The 20,482-nt window shown below is 42.1% G+C and carries 12 protein-coding genes; 8 read left to right on the top strand and 4 right to left on the bottom strand.

Annotated features, from left to right (window positions below):
- The first annotated feature begins 268 nt into the window (after positions 1 to 268).
- From VSA01S_RS03835 to VSA01S_RS03865, 7 genes are all read left to right on the top strand, one after another.
- Positions 269 to 3,631: a DEAD/DEAH box helicase gene (locus tag VSA01S_RS03835; protein ID WP_039980481.1), complete on the top strand. Its 3,363-nt coding sequence runs from the start codon at positions 269 to 271 to the stop codon at positions 3,629 to 3,631.
- 370 nt (positions 3,632 to 4,001) lie between these two features.
- Positions 4,002 to 4,907 (top strand): restriction endonuclease, encoded by a 906-nt coding sequence (locus VSA01S_RS03840; protein WP_039980480.1) that lies wholly within the window; start codon positions 4,002 to 4,004, stop codon positions 4,905 to 4,907.
- Between the two features lie 6 nt (positions 4,908 to 4,913).
- Complete coding sequence (locus tag VSA01S_RS03845) at positions 4,914 to 7,679, top strand: type I restriction endonuclease subunit R (RefSeq protein ID WP_039980479.1); 2,766 nt, start codon at positions 4,914 to 4,916, stop codon at positions 7,677 to 7,679.
- 10 nt (positions 7,680 to 7,689) lie between these two features.
- Positions 7,690 to 9,498, top strand: coding sequence for a restriction endonuclease subunit S (locus VSA01S_RS03850; RefSeq protein WP_050567301.1), 1,809 nt, complete (start codon positions 7,690 to 7,692; stop codon positions 9,496 to 9,498).
- The gene (locus VSA01S_RS03855) at positions 9,485 to 11,131 is read left to right on the top strand and encodes an AAA family ATPase (protein WP_039980478.1); all 1,647 of its coding nucleotides are present in this window, start codon (positions 9,485 to 9,487) and stop codon (positions 11,129 to 11,131) included. The genes VSA01S_RS03850 and VSA01S_RS03855 overlap by 14 nt, the downstream gene beginning before the upstream one ends.
- Positions 11,131 to 12,048, top strand: a complete 918-nt coding sequence (locus tag VSA01S_RS03860) for an HNH endonuclease family protein (protein ID WP_050567300.1) — start codon at positions 11,131 to 11,133, stop codon at positions 12,046 to 12,048. Before VSA01S_RS03855 ends, VSA01S_RS03860 begins: the two co-directional genes overlap by 1 nt.
- Before the next feature lie 8 nt (positions 12,049 to 12,056).
- Positions 12,057 to 13,610, top strand: coding sequence for a class I SAM-dependent DNA methyltransferase (locus tag VSA01S_RS03865; protein WP_039980477.1), 1,554 nt, complete (start codon positions 12,057 to 12,059; stop codon positions 13,608 to 13,610).
- On the opposite strand, the gene VSA01S_RS19930 is transcribed toward VSA01S_RS03865, so the two are convergent.
- Positions 13,607 to 13,771 (bottom strand): hypothetical protein, encoded by a 165-nt coding sequence (locus VSA01S_RS19930; protein WP_158000764.1) that lies wholly within the window; start codon positions 13,769 to 13,771, stop codon positions 13,607 to 13,609. The genes VSA01S_RS03865 and VSA01S_RS19930 overlap by 4 nt on opposite strands.
- 72 nt (positions 13,772 to 13,843) lie before the next feature.
- On the opposite strand from VSA01S_RS19930, the gene VSA01S_RS03870 reads away from it, so the two are divergent.
- Positions 13,844 to 14,662 carry a PhzF family phenazine biosynthesis protein gene (locus tag VSA01S_RS03870; protein WP_039980476.1) on the top strand — a complete coding sequence of 273 codons (819 nt, stop codon included), beginning with the start codon at positions 13,844 to 13,846 and terminating at the stop codon, positions 14,660 to 14,662.
- Between the two features lie 92 nt (positions 14,663 to 14,754).
- On the opposite strand, the gene VSA01S_RS03875 is transcribed toward VSA01S_RS03870, so the two are convergent.
- The 3 genes from VSA01S_RS03875 to VSA01S_RS03885 all read right to left on the bottom strand — a co-directional run bounded on the left by VSA01S_RS03875 (position 14,755) and on the right by VSA01S_RS03885 (position 20,466).
- Positions 14,755 to 16,521 carry an LTA synthase family protein gene (locus VSA01S_RS03875; protein ID WP_227739614.1) on the bottom strand — a complete coding sequence of 589 codons (1,767 nt, stop codon included), beginning with the start codon at positions 16,519 to 16,521 and terminating at the stop codon, positions 14,755 to 14,757.
- 333 nt (positions 16,522 to 16,854) lie between these two features.
- Entirely contained in the window at positions 16,855 to 18,966 is a 2,112-nt protein-coding gene (locus VSA01S_RS03880; protein WP_039980475.1) for a TonB-dependent receptor, read from the bottom strand.
- A 189-nt stretch (positions 18,967 to 19,155) separates the two neighbouring features.
- On the bottom strand, positions 19,156 to 20,466 hold the full coding sequence (locus VSA01S_RS03885) for a lysine N(6)-hydroxylase/L-ornithine N(5)-oxygenase family protein (protein ID WP_039980474.1): 1,311 nt from the start codon (positions 20,464 to 20,466) through the stop codon (positions 19,156 to 19,158).
- Positions 20,467 to 20,482: the final 16 nt, after the last annotated feature.

The raw sequence follows: 20,482 nt of genomic DNA on the forward strand, positions 1-20,482 counted from the left end.
GACTTGGAGGACTTATAGATATTTTATGAGATACGATTTCATAATGTTCCATAAAATGTCTGAAAGCGCTTACTTCGAGTCATACTCAGGTTTAGATTATGTTTTCACAGAGAGAACCGTGTTTAGCTTTAAGATAATTTAATACCGCTTTGTTTTTAGGGAGCCGTCACACTATCTCATTCTTTTATCGTTCTTAATCGCCTTATGCAACCAGTCTGTATATTATTGTAACTATATGATATTTGATGGTATTGATAGGCGTTAATTCGTGGATAGCAGAAAAGAAGATTCGATAAATATATTAAAAGCTTGGCATTTAGTAGAGTTTTTCCAAGCCTACTCAGTACCAGACAAAGATGAAAGTAAAATTGCACCAGTAAACGTGTCCGCTCACGAGTTGCAGTCACATGGCAATTACCTACTTCCGTGGTTAACCCCCGCGGCTCGTGAGCAGCTCGGCCTGACTCCAGGAAAAAAGTGTGTTTATACCCTATATCTAGGATTGTTCGATAAATCGGCTATAGATAAAAAAGTTGCAGAGTATTTTTCTACCAACCGCCAAGAGGATTGCTTCTCTGAAGAGATAGAGCAAAGAAGAGATAATGAGGGAGCATCTTGTTTTGCTAAATTGATGTTGGATGAGTTCGGTACTCCTCGACTCGATACCTTTTCGGTAAGTACGCTGCCTTGGGCTCTAGCAGAGTTACTAGAGGGAAGAGCTGGGAGTATATCTCAGGAAAGATTTGATAGTCGGTGTGACGATCTTAACGAGTTTGTGGATCGCTGGGAAGACACCTTGCCTAACCACCCTAGCTCAGAGGGAAGGCATACTCTTTGTGTGAAAAGCCTCATGTGCTTGGTTGAGGGGCTTTACCAATGGGCTGGTATTTCTAATCAAGATTTGTTGCTTTCAGAGAACTCAAAGGTTTACCCGTTTCAAATGGCTTTTTATGAGTATGAGGCGAAGTCAGACAATCTTTTGGAGAACAAAAAGGCTCCAGGAAAAATTGAAGACGATAATGACGATTCATCTAAAGAAGACGAATCTCAGTTACCTATTCTAAACAGCTTTTATATTCGAGATATAGAGCGGGCCATTAATGCGATTTCCACTGGCAGGGCCAGCCAACCCCTTCAAACCTACTTGGGACAATCCAGTCATAAGCATGTTGATCTGTATACCAACGATTCGATACCGTTGATTCATAATCACTTGAACCCCAAAGAAACACCAGAAGGTAGATGGTTCACAGAACCTGCGCATAACATGTCTTTAATGCAGCAGTTTGCGATCAATACGGTATTCAAGGAACTCAAAACAGGTGGCGTGATCTCTGTTAATGGTCCTCCAGGCACAGGTAAAACGACGTTACTGCGGGATATAATTGCGCAAAATATTGTTGAGAGAGCGAAAGTATTAGCTTCCTTTTCGAAAGCTAGCGATGGGTTAAGTCCAGAAGGGTTCCTTGTTAAAGAACTTACTGACTTTGAAATGGTCGTGGCGTCATCGAATAATGCCGCCGTTGAAAATATCTCAAAAGAGCTTCCCCAAGCAAAGTCGATAGCTGGCAGATACGCTGATACCAGTTTTTTTCGTTCTGTAGCAAATCAAGTTAGTGCTGATGAAAAGAAAGGTCGTTTACAACCTTTGGACGATAAAAAACAGAGCTGGGGAAATATCTCTGCTGCCATGGGGGCTTATAAAAAGAGGCAAAGGTTTCTCGATCGCTTTTTCTTTAAATATCACTATGAAAAAGGCAATGAGCCAGCGGTTAGAGAACCTTCTTTGGACTTCTTGAATTTTTGGCAATATCGCTCAACTTATACCGGGCCCTCATTTCACATTGCCAAAAGGACCTTTAACGATAAGTTATCTCATTTCTATGAATTGAATGACAAGTTAGCCTATTTTGATAGCCTGCAAAAGACTTTCGATGAAAATCAATTTGATGCTGATTTACATCAAATGAACCTAGTTCTAAATGAGCTAGAAAGCCATGCTCAAACGCTCTCTGTAGAGCTAGATGTTCTTAGTTCAAAAAAGAATGTAGAAGTGAGAAGGGAAGAAGAAATTTCAATTTCCCTTGAACTATTGAAGGTTAACTCGCCTGGTTGGTTTAGTCGGTTCTTTAATACTAAGAAAAATAAACAACATAAGGCTTCACTATCTCAAAAACTCCGTGAGTACGAAAATGTCAAAAAATCTATTCGCTTGATTATTGGTAATGTTGATTCCAAAGAAATCGAGAGAAAAGGGTGTACAAAGAAAATTTTACAGCAGCAGGTTGATATCCAATCCAAAGAGCTTGAAAAGCAGAAGCTTTTAGATGAGTTAAATGCCTATAGAACGGAATTTAAAGGGTATCACTTACCTGAAGTGACTGATGATATCGAGGGACATGATAGGCAGAGGCACGCATGCTGGCAGCACGAGACCATCAATGCACTTCGATCTGATATATACTCGGCTGCGTTACAGCTTCATGAGGCTTGGCTGATAGAAGCTAGTAAGCAAAGTACCTTCCGAACCCAGATAGTTAAAATCAATGATGTTGTATTAGGTAAGAATAGCGAAAATGCCCTGGCTATTTGGCAGATACTATTTATGTTTGTCCCCGTGGTTTCGACGACTTTTGCTTCATTGGGAAATATGTTTTCTAAGTTGCCCCCAGACTCTCTAGGTTGGCTTATGATTGATGAGGCAGGGCAAGCCATACCTCAAGCTGCGGTAGGCGGCTTACTTCGTGCTAAGCGAGCGGTGGTTGTTGGAGACCCTTTGCAAATCGAACCTGTGTTTACATCGCCACCAGAGCTGATTGACTACTTAATGAAATCCAAGTTGCAAGAGGAATCTGAGAAGTGGGACCCTTGTATGTGGTCAGTTCAGACTTTAGCCGATCGCGTTAATCCATATGGCTGTATGATAGATATGGCTGGTGAAGAACAATGGATAGGCATACCGTTATGGGTACATCGTAGATGTATCGAGCCAATGTTTAGCATTTCGAATGAAATAGCTTACAACAACCGAATGATACATGGCTCTGACAACGATAAAGACGTTGAGCCAAGAACTCATAAGGCCTTAGGACACAATCGATGGAATGATTCACAAGGAGACTGTGTACTCAAACAATACAAACGTGAGTTGGGTGAAGATGTTAAAGCTCTTTTACTCGAATTAGCAGTGCAGAATGGCGACTTAAGCAGCATCTATCTAATAACGCCATTTAAAGCGGTAAGAAAAGAGTTGAAAGAAGATTTGAGGCGTAGCAAGTCAGAGCTGCTTAACAATTCAAGTTGGAATAACAAGGAGTTTAACAACTTTTTGAAACACAACGTGGGGACTGTGCACACTTTCCAAGGCAAGGAGAATGATACCGTTGTTTTGGTACTCGGTTGTGACACTAAAAACAGTGGCGGGGCGTCTTGGGCTTCTTCAAAACCAAATTTGTTGAACGTAGCGGTTACCCGAGCCAAAAAACACTTGTATGTCATCGGCGATATTCAGGTTTGGTCCGACAAGCGCTATTTTGATAAAACATACGGAAAGCTGAATCAACTTAGTACGGAAGGGAACTCAACAGTTCACAGCTCAACACAATGCAAGGAAGTATTGCCAGCACTTTAGGAGAGTGCTTCTCTTGTATTCTGATAGTTATAGAATATCGCTCTTCTCTCACCAGCGAAAGCTGGTGGGGATTTGTACTTTTTCTATGCACTCAGTATTGTATGAAATTATCTCATATTGCCTATTCCCCAATTTTCTCATATTCTCTCATCATTAATTCTGATGAATAAGTCTAATATGGGTTAACATTCTGAATAATAAGCTAAATTTTAACCTTTAAAGAGCTGGTTGCCTACTTTAATTGGGCGGAAAGCAGCATGCAGATTAATAAGCGAAGGTAAGCGACCAAACTTTAAAGTTGGTCGCTCATGATGCCTTAAACGTGAAGACTTTTAAGTATAGATAGAAAAACAAAAAAGTAGGTGCTTAGATGCTTCCAAGTTATCAAGATTTAATGAAGCCAGTGTTAGAGGCAGCTAAGAATGATGAAGTCAAGTTAAGCAAGGTTGTAGACTTGCTCGCAGAGCAATTCAATCTGTCAGAAGATGAGAGAAATGAACTTCTTCCAAGTGGACGACAAGCGGCATTCACGAACCGAGTTGGATGGGCCAAAACCTATCTAGCGAAAGCTGGGCTTTTGGATTCAACAAGGCGTGGTCATTTCGTGATAACAGAGTTGGGGCACGATGCTCTAATCAGTGGCGAAGAGATAAATAACCAATACCTTAAACGTTTTGATGACTTCAATGTGTTCACTAAGCAGAAAAACACCGATTCAAACCAAGGTGAAGAGAAAACAGTGTCTGCTAATGATGCAACACCAGATGAAGTTCTCAGGACTGCTTATAAACAAATCAATGATGCTTTAGCATCAGACATCTTGTCTCGAACACGTAAAGTATCTCCAGCATTTTTTGAGCAGCTACTCATCGACCTGCTACTCGCAATGGGATATGGCGGAAGTGATGAAGGTATGGCTCATACGCTAGGAAAGAGCGGCGATAACGGTGTTGATGGCGTGATTAATCAAGATCCATTGGGTGTTGATCAGGTTTACATTCAAGCCAAGCGTTATGCCGATGGAAACAACGTTGGCGCAAGTGAAATCCGAGATTTCTTTGGTGCACTTAATCTAAAGAAAGCACAGAAAGGCATTTTCATTACGACTTCAGATTTCACACCTTCCGCTGTTCAAACTGCAAAAGACCTAGGCATGCGCATCGTACTAATCAATGGTAAAGAGCTAGCCAAGTTGATGCTGCGTTACAACATCGGTAGCCGAGATGAGCAGGTGTTGTATATCAAGCGTATCGATGAAGAGTTTTTTGAAGGATAGCCCACGATGAATAAAGAGTTAACGCCAGAAGAGCAGGCGCGTTTAATCATAGATCAAAAGCTGGTGGAAGCAGGTTGGACTATCCAAGATAAGAAGCGTCTCAATCTCTACGAAGGCCAGCAAGGCATCCACGGAATCGCCATTAGAGAGATGGATACGTCCACAGGTCCAGTGGATTACATGCTTTTCATTGATGGTAAAGCATGCGGCGTTATTGAGGCTAAGAAAGACGGAGTATCTCTAGGTGGTGTTGCGGGACAAAGTGAACGTTATAGCTTATCAAAATCAGCATTCACACAGCGTTGGATGGATGAGTTACCGTTTACCTACGAAGCAACAAGTGAAGAAATTCGTTTTTGTGACTATCGAGACCCTAAAGCTCGTAGCCGAAATGTCTTCCATTTTCATAAGCCTGAGACATTGAAAAAGTGGCTAGAGGAAGAGAAAACACTTCGAGCACGTATGTTGGATCTACCTGAACTCAATACACAAGGCCTTCGTGATTGCCAAATCGATGCTATCAAAGGCATCGAAGATTCACTGAAAAAGAACAAGCCTAGGGCTCTGTTGCAAATGGCTACTGGTTCGGGGAAAACATTTACTGCCGTTACACAAATATTTCGTTTAGCAAAATACGCCAAGGCTAAGCGTGTTTTGTTCTTGGTCGATAGAGGTAATCTAGGTCGACAGGCCAAGAAAGAATTTGAGCAGTACGATACTCCTCTTGATGGTCGAAAATTTACGTCTCACTACAATGTAAATATTTTGGGTACCACAGGCGTTGCAGATACAACGAAAGTGACTATCTCGACAATCCAACGACTTTACTCACAGCTTTCAGGCTCAGAACTCGATGATGACGCTGATGAGCGTTCTGTATATGAAGTAGAAGCAGATAGCGATGCTAAACAACCTCGAACGGTAAACTATAACCCTGCGATACCGATTGAGACTTTTGATTTGATTATTATCGATGAATGTCATCGCTCAATATATAACCTATGGCGACAAGTAATCGAGTATTTCGATGCATTTTTGATTGGGCTAACGGCAACACCAACTAAGAAAACCATCGGTTTCTTTAATCAAAACTTAGTCTCTGAATACACTCATGAAGATGCAGTCATCGATAAGGTAAACGTCGGTTATGACATCTACCGAATCAAAACCAAAAAGTCAGAGGAAGGGGACTTAATAGAAGCGGGGACCGCCGTACAGATCCGTGACCGGTTGACTAAGAAAAAACGTCAAGAAGTTTTAGATAAAGATGAGAGTTATAACAAAACCCAGCTAGATCGAAGCGTTATTGCGCCTAACCAAATAACAACCGTTCTAACCGCTTTTAAGGATAGATGCTTACCTGATTGCTTTAGTGAACGCTCTTGGGTCCCTAAAACCCTGATCTTTGCCAAAGATGATGATCATGCAGACCGTATCGTGGATAAAGTTCGAGAAGTATTTGATGAAGATAATCATTTTTGTAAAAAGGTAACCTATCGGGTTGGCAAGAAGAAAGCCGAAGACACCATTGCAGAATTTCGTACAAGCCCAAGGCTACGTATTGCTGTGACCGTCGATATGATTGCGACAGGTACGGATATTAAGCCTCTTGAGTGCGTCATCTTCATGCGTGATGTTCGCAGCCAAGCCTACTATGAACAGATGAAAGGGCGTGGTACTCGAGTGATTGATACCAGTTCTCTACACTTAGTTACGCCAGATGCAAAAGCAAAAACCAAATTTGTCTTAGTTGATGCAGTCGGAGTGACAGAGTCAGACAAAACGGAAAGCCAAGCGATGGAGAAGAAACCGTCAGTGTCTACTGAAAAACTGATGGAGCAAATTGCTAGGGGTGACCGAGATGCAGATACACTGCGAAGTTTGGGTAACCGCTTAATCCGCTTAGATCTGAAATTAGACGACAAGCAGCGAGCAGAACTAACGAAGTTAATGGGCAAACCGCTTGCGCTCGTGGCGGGTGAGTTGATACATGCAACGAATGAAGACTGCCTTGAGCAAGAAGCAATAGATAGATTTGGCACTGATGCACCAACGGTCGAACAACGAGATCAAGTCTATAAGCTTTTAGCCGATGCTGCCGTAAAACCATTTCATAATCCTGATGTACGAGAGCTGGTAGAAAAGGTAAGGCGTAATACGGATCAAATCATTGATGAAAGTGCTGATGAACTGATCGACGCAGGCTTTGATGCTGAAAAAGCCGAGCACATTATCAAGAGCTTTAAGCAGTTTATGGATGACAACAAGGATGAGCTTACCGCAATTGAGCTAATTTACAGCAAACCGTATCAACAACGACATTTAAGTTACGATCAGATTGAAGAACTTGCTGAAAACATCCAAGCGCCGCCTTATAATCTCGCCCCTATTGAAGTGTGGAAGGCGTATGAGCAGCTCGAAGCTGCAAAAGTTAAAGGGGTTCCACCCGCGACCTTGCTAACTAATATCGTAAGCCTAGTTAGTTATGCTACAGGCTTAAAAGATGTACTCGAACCTTTCCCTGAAGTGGTCGAACGCCGCTTTATTGCATGGTTAAGCCAGCAACAACTAGCTGGTGTTGAGTTTGATGAAAGCCAGCTTGAATGGTTAGATATGATTAAACAGCAGATTGCCCAAAACGCAGAAATGATGATAGAAGACTTTGATTACGCTCCATTCAACCAACAAGGTGGCGTATTTAAAGCGAAGCAGTTATTTGGTGATAAGCTGAATAATGTAGTAAATGAATTAAATGGTTACTTGATAGCCTAAGAAGTAGTAAATGGTAGATAAAAGTACACTTCCCCAAGGCTGGATTCGCGCTCAGTTTTCTAGCTTTTCAGAATTATTGCGAGGTGTTAGTTACAAAAAACATGAAGCATTCACTGAGTCTAAAGAAGGCTATGTGCCGATTTTAAGAGCGAATAATATTGGTGATGAACTAAATTTTAATGATCTAGTTTATGTTCCAGAAGATAAAGTAACGCAGAATCAGAAAATACAAGAAGGTGACATTATCATCGCTATGTCAAGTGGTAGTAAACACCTTGTTGGAAAATCTGCACTAGCAAGAGCAACTTTTAATGGTAGTTATGGGGCCTTTTGTTCCTGCCTGAGGCCATCTTCTGCGCTTAATGCAAAGTACGTATATTACTTCTTTTCCTCCAAAGAGCATAGAGAGTTGATTTCGAGTCTTTCAAAAGGCTCTAATATTAATAATCTTAAGCGCGAACATATTCTAGATTCCTGGATACCGCTAGCCCCGTTAGGAACTCAGGAGCTAATCGTAGGAAAAATCGAAGAACTTTTCTCTCACATCGATGCTGGTGTGGAAGGGTTAAAGCAAGCGAAAGCTAAGCTACAACAATACCGCCAATCCGTTCTTAAAGATGCAGTTACAGGAAAATTAACAGAGCAATGGCGTGCGCAAAATACAGATAAGTTAGAGCCTGCGGAACATTTGCTAGAACGTATTCTCGATGAGCGCCGAGCGAACTGGGAAGCAGAGCAGCTTAAAGCCTTTGAAGAGAAGGGTAAGACACCTAAGAATGATAAGTGGAAGGAAAAATATAAAGCTCCGAAGTCATTCAATCAGAAAGAGCAACCCTTTGTTGTTCCAAGTGCTTGGGAATGGTGTTATTTCGAGTCATTAGGCGTGGTTAGCGGAGGCTTAACAAAGAACAGTAAAAGGAAAAGCTTTGAGAAGAAACTACCTTATTTGCGTGTAGCAAACGTATATGCCAATGAACTGCGACTAGAGGATATACAAGAAATAGGGGTTACTGATACAGAATTAGATCGAGTCTTGCTAGAAGATAAAGATCTACTCATTGTAGAGGGTAACGGTAGCCCTGATCAAATAGGTCGATTAGCTGTATGGGATGATTCAATCAGTCCATGTGTACATCAAAACCATCTAATTAAAGTTCGGTTAATCGATAAAGAGCTTTGTGACTTTGTCGTTTATTGGTTGATGTCTTTACCTGGTCGAGAACAAATTAAATCTGTAGCGAGCTCTACCTCGGGTCTATATACACTGAGTATCTCGAAAATATCGGGGTTACCAATTCCATTGCCTTCTATAAATGAGGCTATAGAAATATCGAAGCTTGTCACGGATAAGCTTGAGGCAGCGCAACGAACCGAAGATGAGTTAACGAAGAAAATTAAACATAGTGAACAGCTAAAGTCATCTATCTTATCAAAGGCATTTTCTGGCCAACTAGTTGAAAACCATGCTTCGGAAGAAACTGCTGAGCAACTGTTAGAAAAGGTCCGTTTGGAAAAAGACCAAGTGGAGCAAAAAGCCAAGCTTACAAAAAAGAAACCTACAGCGAGAGCAAAAAAAATGAAAAGACGCCCGATCATTGATGTGCTTATGGAATCTAAGAAACCATTGAACGTCGATGAGCTGTTTGAACTATCAGGCTTTCAAGGTGAGGTTACACCAGAGGTAGTCGAAGAGTTTTACCAAGAGCTCAAGGATGTAACCGCGACGAAAGGAGTCAATGTTACTCCAGTTAAAGTAGGGAATGTTAAGCAAGGCGATCTTTTTGAATACAAGGAAGTAAAGCCAAATGAAGCTGGATAAACTCTGGATCAGTGAGTTTAAGAATCTTAAAGATATTGAGATTGACTTTGACCAAAATGAACTCGTGACAGTCGTCATTGGTTGGAATGGTGCGGGTAAATCGAATGTTATTGAAGCATTGGTAATAATTTTTCGTGACCTTGATTTACACAAAGCACCTTCGTTTTCTTACAAGCTAGAGTATCTGTGTCGTGGCAACCGCATAATTGTCGAAGCAAAGGAAACCGCGGTGAAGAAGGACCAGTATAAGGTTCTAGTTCATGTCGAAGGCAGCCCTGAGAAGGTTATAACCGATAAATATACTGATTTCTTTAAAGATGAAACTCGTCAGTTTTTACCATCGAACGTTTTTGGCTATTACTCGGGACCTAGTGACCGACTAGCCACGCATTTCTACGAGCACCAGCGTAAATTTAGAGACCAACTTCTCTACCCTGTAAAGCATGGTTTGAATGAGACAACGCTTCCGTTAAGACCATTGTTTTATGCACAAAAAGCACATAGTAACTTTGTCCTACTTTCGTTTTTTCTAGGTGCAGATGAAAAAGTTAAAAAGTTTCTAAAAGAGAAGCTTTTTATAGAGGGTATTGAATCGGTGCTATTTGTGCTTAACAAGCCGGATTGGACTAGTAAGCAGGGCGATTCAAGGTTTTGGAATGCGACAGGTGTTGTTAGGCCATTTTTAGATCGGTTGTTCTCTGCATCTTTAGCTCCAATGCGTAGAACGATGAAAGTTCCTCATCCGATGAAGAAGAATGCCGACAATGTTGAAGCTCTTTTTTTGTACTTAAAGGATTTGGAAGCTCTGAAGCAGGTGGGTGACAAAACTTCGGATAAAGATTTCTTTAAATTATTAGAAAGTATCTATTTTTCCAACCTGATTAACGAAGTACGTATTCGAGTAAAAGTGAAGAACAAGAATGGTAGCGATGAGTCTTTGACCTTCAGAGAATTAAGTGAAGGTGAACAACAGCTGATTACCGTACTAGGCTTGTTGCGTTTTACCCGTGATGATGAATCCCTATTTTTGCTAGACGAACCAGACACGCATTTAAACCCTGCGTGGAGTATGGAGTACATTAATTTCTTAAAAGAAGTTGCTGGCTTCAACTTGGATGCAAACAAAGAGAAGGCTGACTCTGGTGCTGTGGATAACAGCCATATTGTACTGGCGACGCATGACCCAATTGTCATCTCCACCTTGAAGCAAGAACAAATCAAAATCATGAAGCGTGACGAAGATAGCTTGCAAGTTTTTGCTGCGTCACCACTCTATGAGCCTAAAGGTATGGGATTCTCAGGCATCCTTATGAGTGACATGTTTGGCCTGCGTTCTGATTTGGACCCGAAAACATTAGAAAAGCTAGATGAACATGCAATTCTGCTGGCAAATGAAGAACGCACAGAGGAAGAAGAAGCTCGCTATAAAGAACTGCAAGAGCAGTTAGATAAATCAGGTTTTCTTGACGCATACTCAGACCCATATTTCTCTGCTTTTGTTAAAGCATGGGGCAGAAAGCATGGTGACAAGCTATTCGCACAAACTTTCCTGTCAGATAAAGATAGAGAGCAGATGGCGGAGATGACAGATAAGATTCTCGCTGAATTGGATGCTGAAGAGGCCGATGATTAATGCGCTACATTGATTTAGATGAAGTAGAGATTGATTTACCGGGAAATCGACAAGCGCAGGTTGATGCGGCCTGGGTTTATGTCGATAGGAAAATGGACGAGAGTGAAGCTAAGGTTAGAGCCGAAGGAGCGAAGAAAAACTGGTCTGCAGCAGAAATTACAGAAAAAGTTAATCGAGCAAGGATTAGTGCAAGAAAGGCTGCAATCTCAGCTAAAAATAATCTATGGAGTGATCTAAGTGATCTTTTAGCTGAGCAATCATCTGGTAAATGTTGGTATTGTGAATCAAAAGAACTTCGGTCAGATAACCCCATTGACCATTTTCGTCCTAAAGGTAAAGTTGTTGAGTGTTCTGAGCATCCAGGGTATTGGTGGTTAGCATTTGAATGGTCAAATTATAGATATTCTTGCACTTACTGTAACTCGCGAAGAGTTGAAGCTGAATCTGCAGGAGGGAAGCACGACCATTTCCCGTTATTCACACCTCCAGATTGGAACAAGTCAGAGACTGATAACAATGCTGAAAAACCAATGTTATTGGATCCAACAAAAGCGAATGACTGCAAACTGCTAACATTTAATCAAAATGGTGAAGCGTGTCCGAATGAAAGTGACTCCACGTCTGATAATTACAAAAGAGTAAAAAAGTCGATCGAGCTTTACCACTTAAATCACAAAAATACGACAAGAGCCAGAAAGCAAATACACCAAGAAATAAGGCAGTTAGTTGCTTCAACCAATGAGTTGCTAGATGCGGGCTTAGACCCTCGCTCATTAGCAATAGAAACGAATATTAAGAATTTACTAAGAAAAATTCGAGCGACGTGCAAATCCACTCAGTTTAATACTGCTGCGAGGTTATACCTTAGCCAGTTTGATAGCCATCAGTGGGTCAAAGACATTCTTGATTTGAGATAAGATAAATAATGAACAATGTAACTACAAGTGAAATTGTAAACCGCGTATGGAACTATGCTCATGTTTTACGTGATGAAGGTGTTGGGTATGGCGATTATGTAGAACAGCTAACCTATCTGATCTTCTTAAAAATGTCTTCTGAGCGAGCAGAAGGCGGTAAAGAGAGAGAAAGCTTAGCTGCTGAGCGTTGGGCCAAGCTTATTGATCTAGACGGCTCAGACCTAGAGATGGAGTATCGCCATACACTGGAAAGCTTAGGTAGCCTAAAGGGTACACTGGGCATGATCTTCCGAAAAGCCCAGAATAAAATTCAAGACCCAGCGAAACTAGAGCGCCTGATATCAATGATTAACAAAGAGTCATGGTCATCGTTGAGTATTGATGTCAAAGGCGAGATCTATGAAGGCTTGCTACAAAAAGGTGCTGAAAGCGAAAAGAAAGGTGCAGGTCAATACTTTACTCCGCGCCCAATCATTGAAGCAATCGTCGATGTAATGCAACCGAAGCCAATGCAGAAGATTGCTGATCCTGCCTGTGGTACCGGTGGATTTTTAACAGTCGCGCATGACTATGTTGCTTTTGATATTGATAGAGAAACAGGTGAAAGAACACCTAAAGCACTGACTAAAAAAGAGAACCGTTTTTTAAAAAATGAAGCAATAAGCGGTAATGACATCTCAGATTCGGTGGCTCGTTTATGTGCCATGAACCTGTATCTCCATGGTATTGGAGCTGAAGAGTGCCCGATCTCTACATCAGATGCATTGGCGAAAGAGGTTGGATCTAACAAAGTTGATATGGTTCTAGCTAACCCTCCTTTTGGGAAAAAGAGCTCAGTAACTATTATCAATGACTCAACTGGCAAGTTAGAGAAAGAAAAGCTGACTTATACTCGTGAAGATTTTTGGGCAGAAACCTCGAACAAACAACTTAACTTTGTCCAACATATCGGCAATATGTTAAGAGTCGACGGAAAAGACTCTGGCAAAGCCGCTGTGGTACTGCCAGACAACGTGTTGTTTGAAGGCGGTGCTGGTGAAACTATTCGTAAGGAGCTGCTTACTCGTTTTAACCTGCACACTATCTTACGTCTACCAACTGGTATCTTTTACGCTCAAGGCGTGAAAGCAAACGTACTGTTCTTCGATGCTAAGCCAGCTTCAAAAGAAGCGTGGACGAAAAGCGTATGGGTTTATGACTACCGAACTAATGTTCATAAGACTCTGAAAACTAATAAGCTTGCATGGAACGACTTCAAAGAGTTTATTGAACTTTATAAAGCGGATGACCAAAAAGCACGAGTTGCAACTTGGGCAGAAGTTCAGGAAGCAGAGGGTGGTCCAGGCCCAGATGGTCGCTGGCGTGAATACAGTTATGACGAGATCATTGCTAGAGATAAGACGAATCTCGATATCACGTGGTTGAAAGACGATTCACTGGAAGATACGGAAAACCTTCAGCCACCAGCAGTCATCGCAAGTGAGATTGTTGAGCTGCTTACCGCAGCACTAGAAGAGTTCAAAAGTGTAGAAGAAGCGCTTGTAGAAGAAGACGAAGATTAACGCTTTTCTCGTTTTAACTCATAGTAAAAACAGGCTGCTTTGGCTACATTGATTGCTGACGAACAGTTTGAGTCGTCAGCATTCTGATGCATCAGCAGCAATGATGAGTTTTTTGTTTCTGCTGAACTTAATCCTCCAGACGCTTCTAATATACACTCCATTGTGAGTTTCCAACCACCTGTGTTAGTTTGAACCTCTGTTTGCGATGATTTATCAATCAGGAAAGATATCGTATGGAATTAGAGATTTATCAAGTTGATTCATTTACTCAACAAGTATTTAAAGGCAACCCTGCTGGGGTTTGTATCACGCAAGAGCAGCTTAGCCGACCGTTAATGCTGGCGATTGCGGGTGAAATGGCGGTATCCGAAACGGCTTTTTTGTCCCTTTCAGATATGAACTTAAAGTGGTTTACGCCTGAAGCCGAAGTCAACTTATGTGGTCATGGCACCCTTGCTGTAGCTCATGTATTAAGAGAGAAAGGGCAAGTAAAGGCAGGTGATAAGGTGAGTTTTTCAACCTTGTCAGGCACGCTGACTGCACTGATTAATGAATCGACGATTGAACTTGATTTCCCATCGCCTAGCATTGAGTTTTCTGAGCCGAGCCCTGCCGCTTTGTTAGAACATCTCACGCTGACTCAAGAAGAGATCATCTCGTTCGGCCATTTTGATGAAAAAGTACTGATTGAATTAGCCAGTGAGCAGACTCTACTTAACCTGCAGCCCAATTTTGATAGATTAAAGCAACTGCCTGGTCGTGGCGTTCTTATTACTGCAATTTCGTCTGATCCACATTTAGACTTTGTGTCTCGATACTTTGCGCCTTGGGTGGGGGTGAATGAAGATCCGGTCACAGGCTCTGCTCATTGTGCTTTAACGGTTTATTGGTCAGAAAAACTAGCCAAAACCCAATTGAAAGGTTTTCAAGCTTCCCAGCGAGGAGGGTATGTCGACACGGAACTACTGCCCAACGGTAGGACAAAGTTAATCGGCTCAGCAGTTACGGTGATTAAAGGCAAGATGCAAATCGCTGAACAAAGCGAATCTTAATAAAATGCGCCACCATAGGCATGGCCGAAGCGCCTTGCCTATGGTGACGTTGATAGAAGAAGAGAGAGAGCTGCGGGGCCGCGGTATTCGCTCTAAGGCTCGCTCACTTGATGGCGGTATTGCTGCGTTTTGCCTTCGAACAAAAGCTGTTGTGAAATGGCGTTGTAATAACTGCCTTCTTTAAATAGGGCTTGGCTCCAAGGTTGTTGCTCACAATCGACCGTTTTCTTGCTGACTACGTTGTCCCCAATCTCAAAACATAAACTGAGTTCGCCTGTCGAGCTGTTAATCGCAATACCATGATCTTTCGTCATCCAGAAAAAACCATTACCAAAAGAAAAGCTAGAGCGTCCTGGGTAGTGGTGATCCATCAGCGAGTGACCCGTAAACCAAGGCACATAACCACCTAGCCAATCCATGACCGTTGGGGCAACGTCTCTTTGAGAAGAAGCAATAGGCCTATTCTCTGGGGCTATGGATTGATCGCTCGCGTACATCAGCATGGGGATGGCATTTTTAACAAACCCACCAGTCACCGTTTTAGCGGTGTGATCGGCCAGTAAAACGACCATAGTTGGCTTATCAAGCTGAGCCAATTTAGCATCGAGCTTAGTAATAAAGCGTTGCAACGCATCATCGGCATGTTTCACGACACTGCGACGCTCGTTAATTTGATTTTCACGGCCGAATACATAGCCCACCTCATCAGGGAGAATCGAGCCGTGGGTTGTTCCGGTATTGATCGTAAGAAGAAACGGCTGAGTAGATTGGCTTAATTGATCGATCTGATCGAGAGCAAAACGGTAGATATCGTCATCCATGAAGCCCCATTCGTTCTTAAAGCCTTCAAATTTGTAATCATGTTTGCCAAAAGATTGCTTAAAGCCGACAGTTTGTGCGAATGCTCCAACAGCCCCTTTACCACTGCCTTGAACAAAGGTCGTTTGCCACCCTTTTTTCGCCAGTATATGCGGCAGGCAAGCATAAGAAGCGTTTTGCAACTGACTATTCGCCATGAAGCCATTGATTGGATTTGGGTAAGAGCAGAAAGTAGAAAAAGTGCCCTGAACGGTGCGATAAGCATCGGCATAGGTGGAGTGAGTCGTCAACGTGCGCTTTCTTAACTGATCAAAGAAAGGCGTGGCATTCGCGACACCCGCATAACTTTGCATATCAAAGGCTGGCCAGCTTTCTAATAGCACAACAACAATATTGGCTGATTTTAACTCATTAAGCTGCTGTGGTTGTGCCATTTTTTGGGCGTGAGTGAGTGCATCAAGTTGTGCTTTACTGGCGTTTTTCGTTACTTTCTTTATTGCTTTAGAACTCCCTTTACCGAGGTAATAGCCAATGCTATATGGCACGTTCCACGCGATGAATGCCTTTTCTGGGCTACCGGCTTTATAAGCACTCATTGGGGTTTGAGGGGCATCGTGCCATCCACCACGGATGAGGCTGACAGTAAGAAGCAGCCAAACGAGGGCAAACACCCCGTTGCTAAATAAACGACTAGGCGTTCTTGTCGCTAGGGGTAAATACTTCCAAATCACCCATAGGCAAAGTACCAACCAGCCAAAACCAACGATAATGGTGCCCCAATAGCTGGTGAAAGCGGTTGTTATCAGCTCCCACTCCATTCCTTGTGCGTTAAACAGCTCAAAGGTAACGTGCTTAGTGGCATCTTTGGCATAAATACAGTCAGAAAAAGTGCTTCCAACAACCCAAATCGTACCAAGGCTGAGCAGAATACGAATCAAGAAAGCAGGCTCTTTTCTAAATAGGCTCGTCACTATTAAGCTCAGAAAGATAGGAGCAGTTAAAAGTGCTGCTGCCGTAGCATCTAGACGAAGGCCAAACATGACCGCTTTTATTCCATCAGCGGAAAGGAGCTCAATAGGGAGTTGAGGAAAGCTTGATAGCGCTATCAACTTGGATATGAAGGTGATAGATAGCAAGCAAAGAAATGACGTTATGGTATTTTTTATAAGCACGATTTATAAGAGTCTTGTTTGTGTTGTAGCTTATTATGGATAGTTTTATTTTATATGAATTTAATGATTGTGTGAAGGTGGGGGATGTTAAGGTGTAAAGGAAATAGATTAATATCAATGGTTATTGATAATCTTACTGGACTTAACACCATAGGCACTTGGCCACAGCTTATGCCTATGGTGTCTTGTGTGGTTTAAAGCTTAAAACTTAACTTGGTAATTTAAAGTAAATGTACGTCCACGACCTTTGTAGTCAAACATCGCAGAGTTACCATACCAATATTTTGCTCTTTGACTCCAAATGGTTGAGTAATCCTCGTTCAGCACATTTTGGATACCAAACCCAAGATTGCCGATAGGAAGTTGATAGTTACCTATTAAATCAACAACAGTGTAGCCATTCAGCTTCCTATCCGAGGCGTCTTCATAATCAAACATTGTTTGGCTTTGTAGCTTTAGGCTATAGTCGTGATCATACCATCCTATCCAAGTATTGGTTTTGGAAGTGCTTGCCTCCATAGCTTTAAAGTCATCCCAACCATGGTCGCCTTTTTCTTGGGTCCTGACGTAATTACCAGAAGCACCGATCAGAAGGTTGTCCGTTGCCCAATATTTTGCTTGGGCCTCAATGCCATATACTCTTTTCGGTTTGGAAAGCCCTTTAATGGTGAACTCATCGGTATATAAAATTGTTGCATCTGTATAAGAATAATAAGCCGCGGACTGAAACTCTAGGTCATCAATGTTAGTTCGATATCCTATTTCATAACTGTCGGTAGTAATGCCTTCAAGCTTAGAATTTGAAACCCGACTATTTGCATCTTTACCATAGTATTTTGCTGCATTAGGTAGATCGAACCCTTGTGAGAAGTTTGCCCACAGCTGTGAGTCAGGGGTGAGGTCATACATGGTTCCTAGGTTGAACAAGAGCTCGCTGTAATCGGTGCTACCACCTGGAACAAAGTCTGAGTTGGTACTTTTTTGGAAATCAGAAATGGTGGTATGAATATATTGATAACGAACCCCTGCCTGTACAGACCAGCGATCAGATATCGAATATTCAGATTGTATGAATGACGCTAAAGCCCTGGTTTCGACACCTGGGTACCTTCCTTCCATATGATCAATGACATGGATAAGGCCGCCACTTGATTCAGTAGTTGATTGATCATAAATGGCATTATTACTTTCAAACTCGTCTAAATAACTGTCGATTCCGAAAGTTAGGCTTAAATCATTAAATGAACGATTTAAAGCCAGTTTAAAGGCCAAAATGTCTGAGACTTGATTAGATGAACTGGTTTTTAAGTTGTTTTTGCCTGAGCTTGTATATGGGCTAAAAGTATGGTCTTCAGTTCTAAAAGAAAGCTCTGACATCAATTGATAATTAAAAAAGTCGTCATTGCTATAAGTTGTGCTCAACATAAAGCGTTGAGTACCTTGCTGCCTGGGCGAAGAGTAGCCTTTACGAACATCGACGAACTGAAATTTTCCTTCGTCATCTTTTTCGAAGTAGAGGCCATAAGGCGAGTCTTGCTGGCTTTCGTAATACTGGGTCAGTATGTTAAGTTGCTGTCCTGCCGTTAGGTTGACTTGTGCGTTGGTCATCAAATCAACGGTTTCGTTAAATTGAGTCGAGCCTTGGGTGATGTCTGGTGTGATAATGTCGCCATGAGTGTCATAATAACCCTGATTTTTAGTATAAGCGACAGCCACTCTCCCTTGAGCTTTTTCATTACCGAATGCAACGGATTGGGCCAGTTTGTAATCGAGATCTTGATTGGAACTGAAACCGGAGGTTCCACCTACAAAGCTTTCAAACTCTCTGCCGCTGTCGGTTCCTTTTTTAGTGATGATATTAATCACGCCACCAGATGCGCCTGCGCCATAAAGCGATGTTGCACCGGAAAGAACTTCGATCCTTTCAATATTAAATGGATCAATAGAATCCAATTGTCTGCTAATGGATCGAACTGATTGGAGAGAGACGCCATCTATCATAACCATCATGCTTCGGCCACGAAGGTTTTGTCCTGAATGTGTACGGCCACCACTTGCAACATCGAGAGAGGGAACCGCGGTTGCTAAGATCTCGTCTAGGTTTTTACCACCTCGATATTCTTGCTCAATCAGCTCGGAATCTACGTACCAAACGGTACCAGAAATATCACTTAGGGCTTTAGGTAGATGGCTTGAAACGACGACCATTTTTTCTTCTTGTACTTCTTGAGCAAAAGCGTTGAACGCATTACTGGTGGAAAGTAGTGCAAGGGTAAGGGTAGAAAGCTTAAAATATCCTTTTTTCATGTTCATAATATTCTCTGTCATCATTATGATTAGGGCGATTCGGCCCGTTTTAATCAAGGTAGCCTTTAAAGTCCCTCAAGCCTTGACTGGATAAATCAGACCTGAGGTCAAAAACTGGTAAAGTTTAAATTTTTAAAATTAGACCGCTACAAGTTATGGAATGGTTAGCGTTCATGTATAAAGTCATAAAGCGCGTTACACTGTCACGTGCGTTTGACAAGGATTGGGACTGAGCCACTCGATCATGCCGCGTCCAGAATCGGTATCAAACAGCTGTTTTTCAGCCAAACTATTGATGATTCGAGCGCTTCGCCATGCCATTAAGCTGAGTTGAGGCTCAGCGATACCATGACTATGCATTCCTGCATTGACTGCAAAGATCTTGTTGTTGCTTTGTCCTTCCCATTTCAGTTCGAATTCAGGAGTCATTTGGTAGCGATTTTGCTCGTCCATGTCTAAGAGAGGCAAAATGGAGCGTAAGCAGGCTGGAGTAGGAGCTTCAAAGCCCGTTGCTAAAATGACGATATCGGCTTGCAAGGTCTCTAAGTTTTGCCCAAGAGCATTGTTGGCAGAGAGTGTAAAACCTTGAGCATCTTTACGTACTTGCGTTAAGGTTCGATGAGGCAGTAAACGTACCCATTTATCTTCTTTTAATACATCAAAGCGGTGATATAGCTCTTGATAAATACTCAGAAGTGCTTTTTGGGTAATGCCATCGGATGTTAGCTTTTGATTCGCAATTTCTTGATGTTTGACTTGGGGAGATAAGTTTACAAACGCATCAACATAATCTGGTGCAAAGAATTCGTTGGTGAAAGAAGCTTCATCGAGAGGTTGATAATTAGCGCGACGTGATAACCAATCAAGCGATTTAGGTTTGCCCCACTTATGTTGTAATGCATTGATGAAGATATCTGCACCGCTTTGCCCTCCGCCAACGATTATAACTCGTTTACCAGTGAAGTCTTGCTCTGTTAGGCCAATTTTAGCTGCATGGAAAAGCTGTGTGCCTAGGTATGGTTTTGCACATTCTGGGACAAAGGGTACTTTGCCTGTACCAATACATAGGTTTTTTGCTTGGTAAACACCTTGATTGGTATGAAGATTAAAGTGTTCACCGGTATATTCTACTTCTTCGACAGAAGAGGAAAATTGCACATTATCAAGCTGGTGTGCTGTCCAAGCTAAGTAATCAGAAAATTCATGACGGCTAATGCATTGTAATTCTGCAGAAAGAAAACGATAAAACTTCTTGTTTTTGACCAGATAAGACAAGAAGGAATAAGGGCTTTCCGGGTGAACCGCACTGACTAAGTCTTTCAGGAACATAGTTTGCATATTGGTGTTATCAAGCAGTAGGCCTGGGTGCCAAACAAAGGTGTCCCTGCTCTCAAAGAAGCGAGATCGAAGTTGAGGTTGATCAGCGAGTAAAGCGGCGATACTTAGGTTGAATGGGCCAGCACCAATTCCCGCTAAATCGAGTTTGATGTTGTTTGTGTGTGTCATGAGAGCAATCCTTTTC

Origin of the sequence: Vibrio sagamiensis NBRC 104589 (genome assembly GCF_007990935.1) — a bacterium.
In the GTDB taxonomy this organism is placed as follows: Bacteria; Pseudomonadota; Gammaproteobacteria; order Enterobacterales; family Vibrionaceae; genus Vibrio; species Vibrio sagamiensis.

What these genes read in the sequence shown, in the direction of transcription:
- VSA01S_RS03845 (WP_039980479.1), top strand. Translation starts at nt 4,914, where the DNA reads ATGAATAAAGAGTTAACGCCAGAAGAGCAGGCGCGTTTAATCATAGAT.
- VSA01S_RS19930 (WP_158000764.1), bottom strand. Translation starts at nt 13,771, where the DNA reads ATGGAGTGTATATTAGAAGCGTCTGGAGGATTAAGTTCAGCAGAAACA.
- VSA01S_RS03870 (WP_039980476.1), top strand. Translation starts at nt 13,844, where the DNA reads ATGGAATTAGAGATTTATCAAGTTGATTCATTTACTCAACAAGTATTT.
- VSA01S_RS03875 (WP_227739614.1), bottom strand. Translation starts at nt 16,521, where the DNA reads ATGTTTGGCCTTCGTCTAGATGCTACGGCAGCAGCACTTTTAACTGCT.
- VSA01S_RS03855 (WP_039980478.1), top strand. Translation starts at nt 9,485, where the DNA reads ATGAAGCTGGATAAACTCTGGATCAGTGAGTTTAAGAATCTTAAAGAT.
- VSA01S_RS03880 (WP_039980475.1), bottom strand. Translation starts at nt 18,966, where the DNA reads ATGAACATGAAAAAAGGATATTTTAAGCTTTCTACCCTTACCCTTGCA.
- VSA01S_RS03885 (WP_039980474.1), bottom strand. Translation starts at nt 20,466, where the DNA reads ATGACACACACAAACAACATCAAACTCGATTTAGCGGGAATTGGTGCT.
- VSA01S_RS03860 (WP_050567300.1), top strand. Translation starts at nt 11,131, where the DNA reads ATGCGCTACATTGATTTAGATGAAGTAGAGATTGATTTACCGGGAAAT.
- VSA01S_RS03865 (WP_039980477.1), top strand. Translation starts at nt 12,057, where the DNA reads ATGAACAATGTAACTACAAGTGAAATTGTAAACCGCGTATGGAACTAT.
- VSA01S_RS03840 (WP_039980480.1), top strand. Translation starts at nt 4,002, where the DNA reads ATGCTTCCAAGTTATCAAGATTTAATGAAGCCAGTGTTAGAGGCAGCT.
- VSA01S_RS03850 (WP_050567301.1), top strand. Translation starts at nt 7,690, where the DNA reads ATGGTAGATAAAAGTACACTTCCCCAAGGCTGGATTCGCGCTCAGTTT.